This is a genomic window from Bacteroides nordii (genome assembly GCF_019930665.1).
GTDB classification, from domain to species: Bacteria; Bacteroidota; Bacteroidia; order Bacteroidales; family Bacteroidaceae; genus Bacteroides; species Bacteroides nordii.
Genome location: NZ_CP082886.1, coordinates 706,550 through 723,535, shown reverse-complemented (window position 1 = coordinate 723,535; position 16,986 = coordinate 706,550). Strand labels below are relative to the sequence as shown.

At 40.9% G+C, this 16,986-nt stretch carries 16 protein-coding genes; 8 read left to right on the top strand and 8 right to left on the bottom strand.

Annotated features, from left to right (window positions below):
- The first annotated feature begins 56 nt into the window (after nt 1-56).
- Together K8P02_RS02775 and K8P02_RS02770 are read left to right on the top strand one after the other, a co-directional pair.
- Nucleotides 57-1,034 (top strand): lytic transglycosylase domain-containing protein, encoded by a 978-nt coding sequence (locus K8P02_RS02775; protein WP_007484537.1) that lies wholly within the window; start codon nt 57-59, stop codon nt 1,032-1,034.
- A gap of 59 nt (nt 1,035-1,093) precedes the next feature.
- Nucleotides 1,094-1,987 (top strand): ion transporter, encoded by an 894-nt coding sequence (locus tag K8P02_RS02770; protein WP_007484536.1) that lies wholly within the window; start codon nt 1,094-1,096, stop codon nt 1,985-1,987.
- On the opposite strand, the gene K8P02_RS02765 is transcribed toward K8P02_RS02770, so the two are convergent.
- Entirely contained in the window at nt 1,950-2,381 is a 432-nt protein-coding gene (locus K8P02_RS02765) for a ribosomal maturation YjgA family protein (RefSeq protein WP_007484535.1), read from the bottom strand. The genes K8P02_RS02770 and K8P02_RS02765 overlap by 38 nt on opposite strands.
- A 44-nt stretch (nt 2,382-2,425) precedes the next feature.
- Nucleotides 2,426-3,238 (bottom strand): DUF4261 domain-containing protein, encoded by an 813-nt coding sequence (locus tag K8P02_RS02760; protein ID WP_007484532.1) that lies wholly within the window; start codon nt 3,236-3,238, stop codon nt 2,426-2,428.
- 277 nt (nt 3,239-3,515) lie between these two features.
- On the opposite strand from K8P02_RS02760, the gene K8P02_RS02755 reads away from it, so the two are divergent.
- Nucleotides 3,516-4,184 (top strand): MgtC/SapB family protein, encoded by a 669-nt coding sequence (locus tag K8P02_RS02755; protein ID WP_007484531.1) that lies wholly within the window; start codon nt 3,516-3,518, stop codon nt 4,182-4,184.
- Between the two features lie 2 nt (nt 4,185-4,186).
- Here the strand turns inward: K8P02_RS02755 and K8P02_RS02750 are convergent, their stop codons facing one another.
- The 3 genes from K8P02_RS02750 to K8P02_RS02740 are packed head-to-tail and all read right to left on the bottom strand — an operon-like array spanning nt 4,187 to nt 7,139.
- Nucleotides 4,187-4,960, bottom strand: coding sequence for a TIGR03915 family putative DNA repair protein (locus K8P02_RS02750; RefSeq protein WP_007484529.1), 774 nt, complete (start codon nt 4,958-4,960; stop codon nt 4,187-4,189).
- 20 nt (nt 4,961-4,980) lie between these two features.
- On the bottom strand, nt 4,981-6,243 hold the full coding sequence (locus K8P02_RS02745) for a putative DNA modification/repair radical SAM protein (protein WP_007484528.1): 1,263 nt from the start codon (nt 6,241-6,243) through the stop codon (nt 4,981-4,983).
- Nucleotides 6,244-6,245: 2 nt separating this feature from the next.
- A complete protein-coding gene (locus K8P02_RS02740) occupies nt 6,246-7,139 on the bottom strand; it encodes a helix-turn-helix transcriptional regulator (RefSeq protein WP_007484527.1) in 894 nt (297 codons plus the stop codon).
- 149 nt (nt 7,140-7,288) lie between these two features.
- Here K8P02_RS02740 and msrB point away from each other — a divergent pair, with 149 nt between their 5' ends.
- Nucleotides 7,289-8,392 (top strand): peptide-methionine (R)-S-oxide reductase MsrB, encoded by a 1,104-nt coding sequence (gene msrB, locus K8P02_RS02735; RefSeq protein WP_025867885.1) that lies wholly within the window; start codon nt 7,289-7,291, stop codon nt 8,390-8,392.
- Nucleotides 8,393-8,603: 211 nt separating this feature from the next.
- Here the strand turns inward: msrB and K8P02_RS02730 are convergent, their stop codons facing one another.
- Complete coding sequence (locus K8P02_RS02730) at nt 8,604-8,780, bottom strand: histone H1 (RefSeq protein ID WP_002562150.1); 177 nt, start codon at nt 8,778-8,780, stop codon at nt 8,604-8,606.
- Between the two features lie 150 nt (nt 8,781-8,930).
- Here K8P02_RS02730 and K8P02_RS02725 point away from each other — a divergent pair, with 150 nt between their 5' ends.
- The 4 genes from K8P02_RS02725 (at nt 8,931) to K8P02_RS02710 (ending at nt 14,041) form a co-directional block, all read left to right on the top strand.
- Complete coding sequence (locus K8P02_RS02725) at nt 8,931-9,572, top strand: AlbA family DNA-binding domain-containing protein (RefSeq protein WP_007484525.1); 642 nt, start codon at nt 8,931-8,933, stop codon at nt 9,570-9,572.
- 25 nt (nt 9,573-9,597) lie between these two features.
- A complete protein-coding gene (locus K8P02_RS02720) occupies nt 9,598-10,977 on the top strand; it encodes an alanine/glycine:cation symporter family protein (protein ID WP_025867884.1) in 1,380 nt (459 codons plus the stop codon).
- A 118-nt stretch (nt 10,978-11,095) separates the two neighbouring features.
- Nucleotides 11,096-11,731: a hypothetical protein gene (locus tag K8P02_RS02715; RefSeq protein ID WP_002562153.1), complete on the top strand. Its 636-nt coding sequence runs from the start codon at nt 11,096-11,098 to the stop codon at nt 11,729-11,731.
- Between the two features lie 210 nt (nt 11,732-11,941).
- Complete coding sequence (locus K8P02_RS02710; protein WP_223381956.1) at nt 11,942-14,041, top strand: KamA family radical SAM protein; 2,100 nt, start codon at nt 11,942-11,944, stop codon at nt 14,039-14,041.
- A gap of 87 nt (nt 14,042-14,128) precedes the next feature.
- Here K8P02_RS02710 and K8P02_RS02705 read toward each other — a convergent pair whose 3' ends face one another.
- The gene (locus tag K8P02_RS02705; protein WP_025867883.1) at nt 14,129-15,676 is read right to left on the bottom strand and encodes an ATP-binding protein; all 1,548 of its coding nucleotides are present in this window, start codon (nt 15,674-15,676) and stop codon (nt 14,129-14,131) included.
- A 364-nt stretch (nt 15,677-16,040) separates the two neighbouring features.
- A complete protein-coding gene (locus tag K8P02_RS02700) occupies nt 16,041-16,952 on the bottom strand; it encodes an NAD(P)-dependent oxidoreductase (RefSeq protein ID WP_025867882.1) in 912 nt (303 codons plus the stop codon).
- Nucleotides 16,953-16,986: the final 34 nt, after the last annotated feature.

The window sequence follows — 16,986 nt, the reverse complement described above, 5'->3', positions numbered from 1 at the left end:
TAGGCACAATTTTCAACTTTCAATTTTCAATTTTTAACTTTCAATTTTTAACTCATATGAAGTCAACTCGTATTACTCAAATATTAAGTATCATGCTGGCACTTTGTGCCGGAGCAACCTTGCCTATTCTCATTGGCAGTACACAACTGACAGAACCACACTCTGTAAAGTCTGAAGTTCCTTATTGTGTCAGCCCTCCCAGTGTTCCTGAACAGGCTACCTTTGACGGTGAAACAATTGACCTTCGCCGCTATGACCGCCGCGAGCGTATGGATCGTGAAATGATGTCTTTCACCTATATGCACTCCACAACCATGTTAATGTTGAAACGTGCCAACCGCTATTTCCCAATCGTCGAGCCTATCTTAAAAGCCAATGGCATCCCCGATGACTTCAAATACCTCATGGTGATTGAAAGCAGCCTCAACCCCATTGCCCGTTCTCCGTCAGGGGCAGCCGGATTATGGCAATTCATGCCTGCCACCGGACGCGAATTCGGACTGGAAGTAAATGATAATATCGACGAACGTTACAACATCGAAAAGGCAACCATTGCCGCCTGCAAGTATTTCAAACAGGCTTATGCCAAATACGGTGACTGGATGGCTGTTTCCGCGGCCTATAATGCAGGGCAGGGACGTATTTCGTCGCAGTTGGACAAGCAACTTGCAGATCATGCCATGGACCTTTGGCTGGTGGAAGAAACTTCCCGGTATATGTTCCGTCGGCTGGCAGCCAAAGAGATATTCAGCAATCCGCAACGCTTTGGTTTCCTGCTAAAACGGGAACATTTGTATCCCCCTATTCCATACAAGAAAGTAACCATCACCAGTGCCATAGACAACCTGGACGAGTATGCCCAAAAGAACGGGCTCACCTATGCACAATTGCGTGATGCAAATCCCTGGTTGCGTGAGCATTCACTGAAAAACAAAACAGGCCGTACATACGTTCTACATCTACCTACGCAAGAGGGAATGAACTACAATCCTAAAAAAACAATTCCACACAATCCCAAATGGGTAATTGATTAACGCTGTGCTTTCCGTACGGGGAAATGCGGTAAACAATAGAAAGTTTATATTGTTAAATTATGACAGTAAAAGAGCGATTTACACGTTTTTTAAACAATAAACCACTGAAACATAAGTTGTATGTTATCATCTTTGAGTCGGATACTCCAGCAGGAAAAATGTTCGATGTGGCGCTTATTGTATGTATTGCACTCAGTATTCTGCTGGCTATTCTCGAAAGTCTGCAAGGAATTCCTTCCTGGCTTTCAACTCCGTTTATTATATTCGAATATCTGTTTACGGCTTTCTTTACTTTCGAATACGTTACGCGTATTTACTGTTCACCACAACCCAAAAAGTACATTTTCAGCTTCTTCGGCATTATCGACCTATTGGCAACCCTACCGCTATATCTTGCCTTTTTCCTGCCGGGAGCACGTTATCTATTGGTTATCCGGGCATTCCGTATTATTCGGGTGTTTCGTATATTCAAGCTTTTCACCTTCTGGATGGAAGGAGAACGATTGCTCACTTCACTCAAAGAGAGCAGTAAGAAAATAGCAGTGTTCTTTCTTTTTGTAGTAATACTTGTGATCTCCATCGGCACACTGATGTATATGATTGAAGGTACGCAACATGATACGCAGTTCAACAATATCCCCAATAGCATCTACTGGGCCATTGTCACTATGACCACAGTAGGATATGGAGATATTACTCCGATAACACCTTTGGGTAAGTTTCTCTCTGCCTGCGTTATGCTGATTGGTTACACCATCATTGCCGTACCAACCGGCATTGTGTCCGTTTCAATGATGAAAGAATATAAGAAGCTGAAAGATATACAATGCCCCAACTGTCATAAGACAGGACATGATGAAAATGCAGAATACTGCAAATATTGTGGATATCCACTTTACAAAGACAAAGTTAAAACTAAAGATACCAGTGAGTCCGGTTCTTATAACCAATGAGTGATTGGGTCTCTCTTCTGTGCCGCACTATCTTACGCTCAATATATTCTATCAGCAAAAGCATCCCACAACCTATTGCATAGCAAAGGATATCTTTCCAGTCGAAAGTTGATCCAAGCACAATTCGAGCCAATCCGTTTTCAGATAGCCCCATCACATCGGCAAGTTGAAAGTACTGAAGTATCTCTATAAAACATGCAAATGCAAAAACATATACTGGCAACCAGCGTAAAGACCGGGGAACAAAGATCCGAATAAAACAATAAATCAGTACGACTACCAAAATATCACCCACATAAGGACGAACAAAGGTATCGTGAACATATACACCAATAATAATTTCTATTATCAGTATCGCAAGAAAACAGAGGGCATAAATAATTCTTTTCTTCATAATCAATCGTATAAACCCAGCTATCCCAATAGCCCGTTTAAATTTTACTCAAGAGCAATTTTCAGACTGAAACCATCTACCGACACTCCTTCCGAACGAGTTATAGCCAGCTTTTGTTCTTCAGACATTCCAATCGTTTCACCATCTCTCAGAGTTACATCACTTTCTAAAATATAATATACTACATCATACAAAAACTCACTTAACTCTTCCGGACTCATTCTACTATCTAATATTTCCAGTTCGTCTTTACCAAAGGCAGTCATCCCATACGTATAAATACCCGGTCCCTGTTTTCCTCTTGTAAAACCGAAATAAATCCAGTTCAGAATGGGCAACGTATCTTCCTTCATTACAGTTGACGCTTCTATATAAAACTTCGGTTCAAACACAGTACCCGAAGCGTAAAAACCAATCGCATTCGCCAGCTTCAAACAAGAAGAGGCTCCCTTAACAAATAGCTCACCTGCTTCAACAATAGACACATTTCGACTCAGTACAGCTACACACAGTTGGGCCACATGTGTTTTCGTTACTTCAACAGCTTCCGGCCACAGATAGTTATTTTCAGCATTATACTCAGCTTCTTTATCGGGAACCGGAGCATCAAAATAGCTGAAACAAAGCATCATATCATCAATCTCAAACACCAATGCAGATCCTTCCTTAGTAACTTTTCTCCAATCTACATCTTTCCAGTCGGCTTTCAGGTTCTTTTTTATTCTTTCAAAATCACACTCTTTGGTATTCAATAAAACAAAACCGACCAAAGTGCCGGTATTTCTACTTTCTTCAGCATCTCCATATCCAACCTTCTGTGTCATGGGTTCTAAGATGTCTTGTTCTTGTTTGTCCATATGCCTTAATTATAGATTTATATGCCTTAAAGCCCGGTTCAGCATAGAATACATATATTCTCTTTGCGAAGATACTGATTTTAAGTATAACAGATAATCAAATACTATAAAATCTACGGTAAATGACCTCTTTATCACAAAAACTCATCCTGAACTCTAAAATAACACTAAAGAAATAACAACGAAAAAGAAAACAGTTGTATCTTTAAGAGTCTGTAAAGATGGTTATACATAAACCTCAGAGAACGTATTTAAAAACAGAAAGGAGAGTAAGAGTATGATATTAAACCTTGATTTTGTATTAAGATTGTTAGTAGCTGGTATATTGGGTGCCATCATCGGACTGGACAGAGAGTATCGCGCCAAAGAGGCCGGCTATCGTACCCATTTTCTTGTATCATTGGGCAGTGCCTTGATAATGATTGTTTCTCAATATGGCTTTCAGGACATTATAAAAGAGAGCAGTGTTACTCTGGACCCAAGCCGTGTAGCAGCACAGGTAGTCAGTGGAATTGGTTTTATCGGTGCCGGTACCATTATTTTTCAGAAGCAAATAGTGCGGGGGCTGACCACTGCTGCCGGATTATGGGCCACAGCAGGAATAGGTCTGGCTGTAGGTGCAGGCATGTATGTGATAGGAATTGCTGCAATGCTGCTAACCCTCGTCGGGCTCGAAGCACTGAGTTATATATTCAAAAGTGTAGGTATGAAAAGCTCCATGATCACTTTCTCTACAGAAAATAAAAACATACTAAAGTTAATTGCAGATAAGTTCAACTCCAAAGACTACCGGATTGTATCCTATCAGATGGATACCATAGGACACGGAGAAGTATCTCTCTACCAAGTGACAATGGTAATAAAATCGAAACGTAACTATGACGAAGGACATCTGTTGTCACTTATACAGGAATTTCCGGAAGTGACAGTAGAAAGAATAGAGTAAAGCTACTTTTGCTTTTCAGTCAGGTACTTCCAGTAGCGTACTGGCATATCTTGTTTGTGCTTCCTCGGATTGAGGCGCTCTTTTATCGTGGTAGATTTAAAGTAAGTTTTCCAAAGCTGCTGAAAAAGCTTTTCGTCCTTATCCATCAAGCTCTCGTCCAGCATGCCGGTAATGAGATGGGAAGCACTGCTATCATCATCAAAAGTAACCTCTTCTACGGTTTTCAGGTCATAGTAAAAACCATAACGTCGCTTCATATCATAGATCAACCACTTCTGATCGGCAAAACGATCTCTGAAGTGCTCTATGGTAAGTGGTAGTGCATTATGCCGAGGTTCAAAAGCAGCAAAAAAAGTACCGTCCGCAGCCTTCTGAAAACGAACGAACTGAAGCATACGTAGCCGTTCCCAATCTACCTTTTTCCATATTTTCGCAAGCTCCAGTACATCCGGATCTCCAAAATTAGTTTCAATAGAGCGGGGGGCATCAATTGCTTTACGAATATAGCGGAAAAGCAGTATGTCTACCTCCGGAAGTTCAGAAAGCCAGCACCAGGTAATAGATGAAAGAGCTGAAACCGAGAGTTTCTTTTGTAATCCGCGCCACACACGTCCGGACTTCTCTTCATCGGTATGTACTGTAAAAGCTTCATCATAAAACAGAGGCAAAACATCTCCCTCAGACAGTAACATATCCGGAAAAGTTTTACGAAAATAAGCATCAAAAACAGCTGTCAGTAAACCTTCAAAAGTTTTATCATATATAAATAAATTCATGGGCCGACTTACAATCAGAGTTAATCAGAAAAAGTAAATGTCAGTTGATTCTCATCTATCTTCTTCTTAGGTTTGGGAAGCAACAGGCTACGCACAGTATGTGGGGTCATTTCATTGACAGTCTTCATCGGAAGCTCACTACAAGTAATAAAATACTGCGCCTTCTTCATCACTACACCTATCTTTTTAAGCTGATAGAATCCTAACTTTGAATAACGCCGCGAAGCAATAATCAACTTTGCAGACTTTACCCCAATACCCGGAACACGAAGTATCACTTCATAATCTGCCCTGTTTATGTCTATCGGAAACTGTTCGGGATGACGCAATGCCCACGAAAGCTTCGGATCTATTTCAAGATCAAGATCTGGATAAGCATCATCTACTATTTCATCGACTTTAAACTGATAGAATCGCATTAGCCAGTCTGCCTGATACAACCGGTTTTCACGGACAAGAGGCGGTTGCTTCAAAGCCGGCAAACGGGTATCATAGGTATTGACGGAAACATAACCGGAATAATAAACCCGTTTCATGGTGGGACGCTGATACAAAGCAGAAGAGAGGAAGAGAATGTCTTTATCTGTTTCGGCAGTAGCTCCAACTATCATCTGCGTACTCTGGCCTGCCGGGGCAAAACGAGGAGCATACCTGAATTTCTTCCGTTCTTCGCTACTCTCCAGTACCCCCTGCTGAATATACAACATAGGAGCAAATACGCTCTTATGGTCTTTCTCCGGAGCGAGCAACTTTAAATTCTCTTCTTTAGGTATCTCAACATTCACACTCAAACGATCGGCATAACGTCCGGCTTCAGTCACCAGTTCACGACTGGCTCCGGGGATGCTCTTCAAATGAATATATCCATTGAATCGATGCACTTCACGCAGGTCTTTGGCTACCCGTACCAGACGTTCCATTGTATAATCGGGATTGCGTACAACCCCCGAACTAAGAAATAAACCCTCTATATAATTACGGCGATAAAACTCAATGGTCAAGTCAACCAACTCAGAAACAGAAAGGGTGGCACGTGGCAAGTCATTACTACGCCGGTTGATGCAATAAGCACAATCATAAATACAATAATTGGTAAGCATTATCTTCAAGAGAGAGATGCATCGCCCATCCTCGGCAAAACTATGACATATCCCCCAGCCTCCTACAGTATTGCCAAGCATTCCCGGTTTGTTGGCACGCACTGTTCCACTGGAAGCACAAGACACATCATATTTGGCGGACTCTGCCAATATCTTTAGTTTTTCAAGAACATTTGCATTCATAATCAGTACAGTTTTTGCATCTTTTCTATTTCAGCTTTCATCAAATCACGCAAACTTTGAGGTTCCAGAACCTCTACCGTCGAACCTTTAGACAACAACTCCTGAATAAAATCATAAGTATGCGATATATACATTTCAAAATCAGTATAAGTATCTGTCGTTACTATCTCTTGCTGACTGGGATGCAAAGGTAGGTTACGCAGATAAGGAGCCTGCTCGGCAACAACCCGCAAAACAGTACGTTGCGGTTGCTGTGCCTCATCACGAATGATGCCGAAACAATTCTGAAAATAATCCTGTGGAGTGAATTTCCGGGGAAAGCGGAACGTATCATTCCCTGTCCTTACCGACTTAATTCTATCTAAAGAATAAGAACGGAAAGCTTCATACTTCCGGTTGACTCCTATCAGATACCAGCGATGACGAAACAGTTTCAGAAAGTAAGGTTCCAGACAAACCTCTTTCGGTTGTTCCCAGTTATAAGCCTGATACTCCATATGAAGCACAGACCCTGTCCTCATAGCATCTATAATGATATCCATATATTGTAGTCCCAAAGGAACCTCCTCAAAAACAATCCGGTTCTTCATATCCACATTTTCCTGCAGAATGTTGTTTAATGAAAAGCTGTTGAGCAACCACATTTTGAGCTTATCTCCCAACATTCCCTCGGCATCAGCTATATAATAAGTATTTGTGCACTTATCACATTCTATATTAATGTCGAACATCTCTTCAATAGCTTGCCGGTGATTATGAAAAGTGCGCAAAGGAATATCCGTACGAGTACTATCTCCTGTCCGCCAGCGACGATTGATCTCAGCAAACGTAATGCGTCCGCTCCGATAGATGGTATCTACCAGCCAGATGAGTTTATTGAATTGTTGCTTAGCCATATCTCTTTTATTTATATCTGCTGCAAAATTGAAGATAGTTTGTGCCAAAAATAAGCATAATAAAGAGAAGATATAGTGAAATAACTAAAAAAGAGTTGAATGATACAAGTGAAACGCACCACTATTTTGTTATATACTATATGAAAAGTATGAAAACAATCGTTATAACTATACTGCTCTTCATGGGCTGTTCGCTGACAGGTTATGCACAGGGTGTGCAGGGTACTAAACTCAAAAAACAGGAGAATAACAATATGAAAGATCAAAAAGAAATATACTTCGCCGGTGGTTGTTTCTGGGGTACAGAACATTTTCTGAAACAAATCAGGGGTGTAGAAAGCACTCAGGCAGGTTATGCAAACGGAAATATTGCCAACCCCACATACCAACAGGTGTGTAGCGGAAATACCAATTTCGCCGAAACGGTAAAGGTTATCTATAATCCACAGGAAGTAGAGCTTCCTTTACTAATAGATTTATACTTTAAAACAATAGATCCCACCAGTGTCAACCGCCAAGGGAATGACCGCGGATCACAGTACCGTACAGGTATTTATTACACAGATAAATCTGATCTGCCAACTATACAAACTGCCGTAGAAGCATTGGCAAAGAACTATTCAAAGCCACTCGCCATTGAAATTAAACCATTGTCCAACTTTTATCAGGCAGAAGATTATCACCAGGATTATCTGGATAAAAATCCGGGAGGGTATTGCCATATCGACCCGGCATTGTTTGGACTGGCCAAAAAAGCGAATGCTCCCAAAACAACAGCAAAACCTGTTTACAAGAAACCGGATGATGCCACACTTCGTGCCAAGCTCACCAACGAGCAATATGCCGTAACACAAAAAAGTGCTACCGAGCCAGCCTTTCATAATGAATATTGGGATGAGAAACGACCCGGTATCTATGTAGATATCACTACCGGAGAACCATTATTTATATCTACTGATAAATTTGATTCAGGATGTGGTTGGCCCAGTTTCACAAAACCAATAGATAAAACATTGGTGAAGGAAAACATGGATACCTCCCATGGCATGAGACGTATAGAGGTACGTAGCAAGACCGGAGATGCACATTTAGGACATGTTTTCACAGACGGTCCTGCAGATAAAGGAGGGCTACGTTATTGTATCAACAGTGCTTCCCTTCGTTTCATCCCCAAAGAAAAGATGAAAGAAGAAGGATATGGCGAATATCTGAACCTGCTTCCCGCAGGGGGAGGTACGGCAGGCGGTGGTTAATTGAAACAGAACTCTGAATATAGTTCACCACAGAGTCTCACAGAGTGACACGGAGTTTTAATTATTTTTTTAAATCAGATAAATAACACTCAGTGAAACTCTGTGCGACTCTGTGGTGAATTTCAGTCATAAACGCCCTCTCTCAACAATTATAAAATAAAAAAGCCAGTCCTCATAAGGTCTGGCTTCGCATTTCTCTTTATTCAAAAAATTACTTTTTTGATTCTTCCAAAGATACTTTACGGAATTCTTTCATTGCTTTTTCAATTTCCAATGAAGCCTTACGTGCACGTGTTCCAGCAGCTTTATTACCGTTTTCGATCTGTGCATTTGCATCCTTGTTGAAATCAGCTACAAGAGCTGCGATTTTTTCTACTAATTCTTTCATGATCCTTTTTATATTTTCTTCGTTAATAATGATTGGCAAAAATACATTCTTTCCCGAAATAAACACATAAAAACAATATTTTTTTTGAAATAATCCGCGAAAAATCATCTAAAAAAGGCGGTTTCGGCTTTTTTCTTTACTTTTGCAGCCATGAAACCACTTACAGATACCGAATACATACATATTTTAATAGCTGAGGGAGAGCACCAGCAACAGGATTTTAAATTTGAAATTTCGGATGCCCGCAAAATAGCCAGAACATTGTCGGCCTTTTCCAATACCGATGGCGGGCGTTTACTCATCGGTGTTAAGGACAATGGAAAAATAGCCGGTGTACGTTCAGACGAAGAGAAATATATGATAGAAGCAGCGGCTCAACTCTATTGTCTGCCCGAAGTTCACTACTCCATGCAAACATTTCATGCCGAAGGACGTTCTATATTAGTGGTACAAATAGATGAAAGTGCCCAAAAGCCGGTATATGCAAAAGATGAAACCGGCAAACCACTGGCTTATATTCGTATAAAAGATGAGAATATCCTGGCTACCCCGGTACACTTGCGTGTATGGGAACAAAGCGATAGCCCGGTAGGAGAATTGATACAATACACCGAACGGGAACAACTGTTGCTTGATTTGCTCGAAGCAAACGCCTCACTTTCATTAAATCGATACTGCCGCCTGGCAAATATCCCGCGTCGTGCTGCCGAACATTTGCTGGCTAAATTTATCCGGTTTGATATAATAGAACCGGTATTTGAGAATCATAAATTTTACTTCAGACTGAAATAGAAGAATGGAATTGATATACAAATGGATGACGTTGGTTAATGATGCGTTGTGGACATATATCCTTATCGCTATGTTGATGGGATGTGCTGTCTGGTTCACGCTGAAAACCCGTTTTGTACAATTCCGTATGATCCGCGAAATGATTCGCCTGTTAGGTGATTCGGCAGGAAGAGGTGACAAGAGCGAGAAACACATCTCCTCATTTCAGGCATTTGCCATATCATTGGCCAGCCGCGTAGGGACAGGCAATCTGGCAGGAGTAGCAACAGCTATTGCCGTGGGAGGTCCCGGAGCCATATTCTGGATGTGGATCATCTCGCTATTGGGTGCTTCGAGTGCTTTTGTAGAGTCCACCCTGGCACAATTATATAAGGTTAAAGGAAAAGACTCCTTTATAGGAGGTCCTGCTTATTACATGAAAAAAGGATTGAAACAGCCCTGGATGGGAATGCTGTTTGCCGTACTTATTACCATTACTTTCGGATTTGCCTTTAACTCAGTACAGAGTAATACTATTTGTGCAGCTATCGAACATGCTTTTGGCTTCAATCATGTACCTATGGGATTTATCATTACCGCACTGACTCTTATTATCATATTCGGTGGTATCCAGCGTATTGCCAAAGTCAGTAGTGTTATTGTGCCTGTCATGGCATTGGGGTATATCGGGTTGGCTCTTGTCATTGTAATACTCAATATTACTCACCTGCCTGCTGTTATCGAAATGATTGTCAGCCATGCTTTCGGATGGCAACAAGCATTAGGAGGAGGTGTAGGCATGGCGCTCATGCAGGGTATCAAGCGGGGATTGTTCAGCAATGAAGCCGGCATGGGTTCAGCACCCAATGTAGCAGCAACTGCATTCGTTTCACATCCGGTAAAGCAAGGGCTTATCCAAACATTAGGAGTGTTTACAGATACATTAATTATATGTACCTGCACTGCATTTATTATTTTGTTTAGTGGTGCTCCACTCGATGGTTCGGCAAATGGGGTGCAACTTACCCAACAGGCACTAACCAACGAGATAGGTGCTTCGGGAGGTATTTTTGTAGCAGTAGCCTTGTTCTTCTTTGCCTTCAGCAGTATCATAGGCAATTATTATTATGGTGAAGCAAACATCCGTTACATCACCCGCCGGAAATGGGTGGTATATACATACAGGTTATTGGTAGGCGGAATGGTATTGTTCGGTTCATTGGCAAGCCTCGACTTTGTGTGGAGTATGGCGGATATCACTATGGGCCTTATGGCAATATGCAACCTTATCGCCATAAGTTTTTTAGGTAAATATGCTTTCAGACTACTAAACGATTACCGGTCACAGAAGAGAAGCGGAATAAAGAACCCCGTATTTACTAAAGATAAGATGAAAGATATAGAAAAGGATATTGAATGTTGGTAGACGGTTTAATTACTAATTTTAAGTGATGAATGATGTAATAGTTGGTGTAAATCAACTTATTTAGTACTTTTGCAATCGCAAACCCGAATTCATAATTCAAAATTTATAATTAATATATATGAGCATATTTGCTAACTTATTCAAGAAAAAAGCCGAAGCCGACGGAAAGGCTGTAGGCAATGTAGAAGATTTCGTGTCATTGACACGCGTATATTTCCAATCGGTAATTGCTGTAAGTCTTGGTATCACCAATATTCGTTTTCTCCCGGATGTAGCGCAATTCAAACGCCTGTTCAAAATACCCACTCAGGGAGGAAAACTGGGATTAGGCGAAAAAGCAGCAGCCCGTAAAATGTTAATGGAAGATTATGGAATCAGCGAATCATTTTTCAAAGAAATCGATTCTTCAATAAAAAAGAACTGCCGTACACAAAACGACATACAGGCCTATTTATTTATGTATCAGGGTTTCTCTAACGACCTGATGATGCTAATGGGCAACCTCATGCAGTGGAAATTCCGTATGCCGTCTGTATTTAAAAAGACGCTTCGCAACATGACAGCAAAAACCGTACACGATGTGTGTACCAAAACGGTGTGGAAAGCAGATGACGTACACAAAACAGCAACTTCCGTACGACAGTACAAAGAACGTCTCGGCTACTCCGAACAATGGATGACAGAATATGTCTATAACATTATCTTACTGGCCAAGAAAGAGCCTAAACGTAAGAACGAAGATGTCAAAGCATAAATGTTACGAAACAAAAAATAATCGTAAAAGAATGCAGCTATAGAAAAGCGGAAGTCACGTACTTCCGCTTTTTTTTGTATATTTATGCCTAATAATGTGCCAATAAATGACTCGTTTCGTTAAATATACCGATTTATCCGGAAATATTTAGCGTAGATGTTTGGTGCATGTACATTGACATATTGACCACCAATAAAAGAAAAATCGCTTATGAAACAAAAGAAAATGCTAACCCTCACTCTTTCACAACTGAAACAACTATACCAACAGGAGTTACCGGAACTCTGCCAACTGGCCGGTCAAAGTATTAACGATAAAGACTTTAGAAACAGCCTCGAAAGATTCCTGTCACTCCATCCGCAAGCTGAAAGCAACCCGGGTAAGCAAATTCGACTCCTTATCAATTACGACGGAACAAATATCCACGAACTCTCCACAGGACAGGACATGCCTGTACAGACTCTTTCAGTACTCCACCAGTTTCTCATCGGGCAACTGGAAAATACAGATCTGGCAACAGACTTATTCATAGACTTATTTTATCTCTTCAAAAGACTGGATGCCCCCGAAATGCCCCTCCCCTCTCCACAACGGATAAAAAGCCGTACCGAACGCTGGGCCACCGGACTGGATGAAGAAGTCATGGAACTCCGTGCACAAAACAAAGAACGAATGCTGCACGTACTGATACAGAAGATTGAAAACCGCAAATCCGGTTCCACCCGTTTCAAATTTGACGAAGGGCTGAGCTATGACGAGAAGTATCAACTCGTCAGCCAATGGTGGAACGACTTCCGCTTTCATCTGTCAATGGCGATAAAAAGCCCTTCCGAATTAAACCGTCTACTGGGAAATTCACTTTCCAGCGAAACGATGTATCTGCTTTCTCGTGCACGTAAAAAAGGAATGCCTTTCTTTGCTACTCCTTATTACCTGTCACTACTTGATATTACCGGAGACGGATACAATGACGAAGCGATCCGCAGTTATATTCTTTATTCCCCCCGTCTGGTAGAGACATATGGCAATATCCGTGCCTGGGAAAAAGAAGACATAGTAGAAGCCGGAAAACCCAATGCAGCCGGATGGTTACTTCCGGACGGGCACAATATTCATCGCCGTTATCCGGAAGTTGCTATCCTGATACCGGATACCATGGGACGGGCTTGCGGCGGATTGTGTGCTTCTTGCCAGCGTATGTACGATTTCCAGAGCGAGCGTCTGAATTTTGAATTCGACAGCCTGCGCCCCAAAGAATCCTGGGATAAAAAGCTACGCCGCCTGATGAGTTATTTCGAAGAAGACACGCAACTGCGTGATATCCTTATCACAGGTGGAGATGCACTAATGAGCCAAAACAAAACATTACGAAACATTCTGGAAGCTGTATACCGGATGGCCGCCCGCAAACGGAAAGCTAATCAGGAACGTCCGGAGGGAGAAAAGTATGCCGAACTACAACGTGTACGTCTCGGTTCGCGCTTGCCAGCCTATCTTCCTATGCGTATCAATGACGAGCTCGTTGAGATTCTTCGCGAGTTTAAAGAAAAGGCTTCAGCTATTGGCGTGAAGCAATTCATCATCCAAACGCACTTCCAGACACCATTGGAGATCACTCCGGAAGCACGGGAAGCCATCAGCAAGATACTTTCTGCCGGGTGGCTTATCACCAACCAGTTAGTTTATACCGTAGCAGCTTCCCGGCGAGGACATACAACAAAGCTGCGTCAGATACTCAACTCCCTTGGAGTCGTTTGTTATTATACCTTCTCAGTGAAAGGCTTCAATGAAAACTACGCTGTATTTACCCCCAACAGCCGCTCCTTGCAGGAACAGCATGAAGAAAAGATATATGGTCAGCTGACACCGGAGCAAGCTACAGAACTCTACACCCTACTCGAAAAAGGAGAAGATACAACAACTCGTATCCGTCGCTTCATGAGGAAACACCACCTGCCTTTCCTGGCTACCGACCGAAGTGTACTCAACCTCCCTGCCATAGGCAAGAGTATGACGTTCAACATGGTAGGTCTTACTGAAGACGGAAAACGTATTCTCCGCTTCGACCATGACCGCACACGCCACCATAGTCCGATCATCGATAAAATGGGAGAAATTTATATTGTAGAAAATAAATCGCTTGCCGCTTATCTGAGACAATTGGGTAAGATGGGAGAAGATCCCGAAGACTACGCCAGCATATGGAGCTACACAGAAGGTGAAACAGAGCCCCGGTTTAGTTTATACGAATATCCGGAGTTTGAGTTTCAAACCACTGACAGAATGAGTAATCTGGAAGTAGAAGGATAAGCTACCCAACTACAAAAACAAAAAACCTCCGGAGCAATGGGCTCCGAAGGCTATATCTATTGATTCAAACGAAATCTTCTTATTATTCTATTCCACTTTCCAACTATCTATATTTCTCGTCTTTGAACTGAAGTTCACACCTATTTTTATTACTTTTCTTGTATCACTGGCAAAAGGAGCAGCATATTCCTTTTCATTAATTTGTCTCAAAGCCTCTTCAGCAGTACCATCAAATTTAAACTCCATGACATAAATATACTTATCAGTTTTCAGCATCATATCAATTCTCCCGTTTGAGGTGTGGTATTCTGCCTGAACATAGAAACCAAGTAGCTTGTAAACGATGAAAAGTACATTCTGATAATGCAATTCCAGATCGCGTACCAGCTCATAGGGAGTATCGGCAAAGAAACTTTGCAGCCGACAGAGGAAAGCTTCGTAATCTCCATGCTCTATTTCAGAAACAAAGCGTGTGATATGAAATGCACTTCGCCCTTCATCTACATTTGCATAGAATGGGAGCAGATATTTTATAAATCCCTCTTCTACTTCCCGGTTAGGAAAGCCCAGGCGATAAACATCAAAACGTTCATCATATCCTTTTATCGTGAGATATCCACTCTGGTAAATCACCGGTAAAGGATTCTTTGAAGTAGAGTCAATGCTATTCAACATGTCAGAGGTAGCTTCATCATAAGTCAGTCGGTGCAAATCATATTTATCACGTTTCAAAAGCTTCACCAAATAAGAAGGGGTACCGGTTTCAAACCAATAACTACCAAACTTCATTTTATCAAAAGTATTGAGCAAACTAAAAGGATTATACAAACCCACCGAATTTTCGGTGAAATGATACCCATCATAACGTTCTTTCAATTCCAGGCAAACCTTCTCATAAGTAATACCCTGCACTTCGGCAAGTTCGTGCAACTCCGGCTCCAGATTCTGTTGAATTTCTTCTTCCGTTATACCACAAATCTCGACATATCTTCTATCCATCGAAATGTCATTCAGATTATTCAGATCACTGAACACACTCACCTTACCAAACTTAGTAACTCCCGTCAGAAGAGCAAAACGAATGTAACCGTCCATTGTTTTCAACACTGAATAGAAAGCTTTCAGTGTATCACGATATTTATCCTGTAAACTCTCATTGCCGATAGTCTGCAACATAGGTTTGTCATATTCGTCCACAAGAATCACCACACGTTGCCCTGTCTTTTCATAAGCTAAACGAATCACTTGAAAGAATCTCTCCTCCGGCTCTCTGTCAGCATACGGACTACCATAAAGATTTTCCCAAATTTCCAAATGTTTATTTAGTTCAAGTGCCAAAGACTTTTCATCATCATACTTTCGGGTATTAAGATCCAGATGGAGTACCGGATATTCCACCCAGTCCTTTTCCAGCTTCTCCATTGCCAACCCTTGGAAAAGCTCTTTCTTTCCCTGGAAATAAGCTTCCAGTGTAGAGATAAGTAAACTTTTCCCAAAACGGCGGGGACGACTCAGAAAGTAATATCTACCCGTTTTAGCGAGTTCATAGATTAATCTCGTTTTATCAATATAGAAGTATTCGTCATTCCGTAAACTCTCAAAGTTCTGTATGCCGATAGGGTAAAGCTTAGCCATAATTCATTCTATTAGCGATTCATAGACAAATATACAGAATAATTCCCGTTTCATCGATGTACCTAATAAAATAAATCTTCTGGCAGGAGTTATCATATAAATAAAACCTGCCGGAAGATTCTTTGATTTCATATATTTATTTCTTCCACATAAAAAAAGGAAGAGTAAAAAATAGAATAAGTCCTTTGAGTACTGATAAGAAAGTTCTCATTCGTTTATGATTTTCTTGATTTAAACTTTAGATTAATATAATTCAATAATTAATTTACATGAACGATCTGTTTCTCTTTATTAAGATAATACAAGAGCTACTTACGAGTGTCTGTTTTGATTGAAGTTAGTAGAACGTTCTCCTCTAATGATCTCACTGCAGAGAAATAAAATGTTCCAGATTTTTATATAATAAATTGAACATTCTCATTTTAACTCCATCCGAAACAAACGAGTTGTGCGGAGAAATTGCGACATTTGGAAAATCCCATAAAGGGCTATTTCTGTCAAGTGGTTCATTTTCAAAAACATCCAAGATTGCATAAGCAATACGCTCATCGTAAAGTGCATTTGTTAATTCTGCTTCATCTATTACTCCGCCACGAGAAATATTTACTAAGATACTGCCTTTTTTTATTTGGGACAGTTTGTCTTTCGATAGAAAGTGCTTAGTTTGAGAAGTTAGTGGCATTGTTACGACAACGATGTCACATTGTGGAAGCCAAACGTCAATATCCTCAATCATATGTAACTCATTCATATAAGGTACATCAAATTCTGCGATATCAAAACCTATTGTATATGCCCCAAATGCCTGGAATCTTTTAGCTACCTGTTGCCCAACATCTCCTACACCTAAAATGGCAACTCTCTTGCCATTTATTTCACGGATATTTCTAATTTTTGTCCAAGAATGGGCAGCTTGTGCCGATCGGAAGTGTACTGCCTGTTTATAGTATTCCAATACACGAAAAAGTACCCATTCGGCCATAGGAATACTATATACCCCTTTAGCATTATATAAGAGAATGTTTCGTTTACTAACTATTTCAATTGGAATTCGGTCAAGGCCGGCACTGGTAAGCTGAATAAATTGTAATCGGGTGAAAGAGTCTATATCATGATGAAGAAACAAGCCGTTGCATACCACTGCATCTATCATTTTAGCCTGTATAGGTAATACTTCGTGTTCATGCTGCATAAAGAACACCTTATATCCTAACCTTTTCAGTTCTTCTATTTGTTGTGCTGAATAGTCAAAAGCACCAGTCAATAGTAAATTCATATATTGATTCGTCTTGTAATCCACACTGACATTT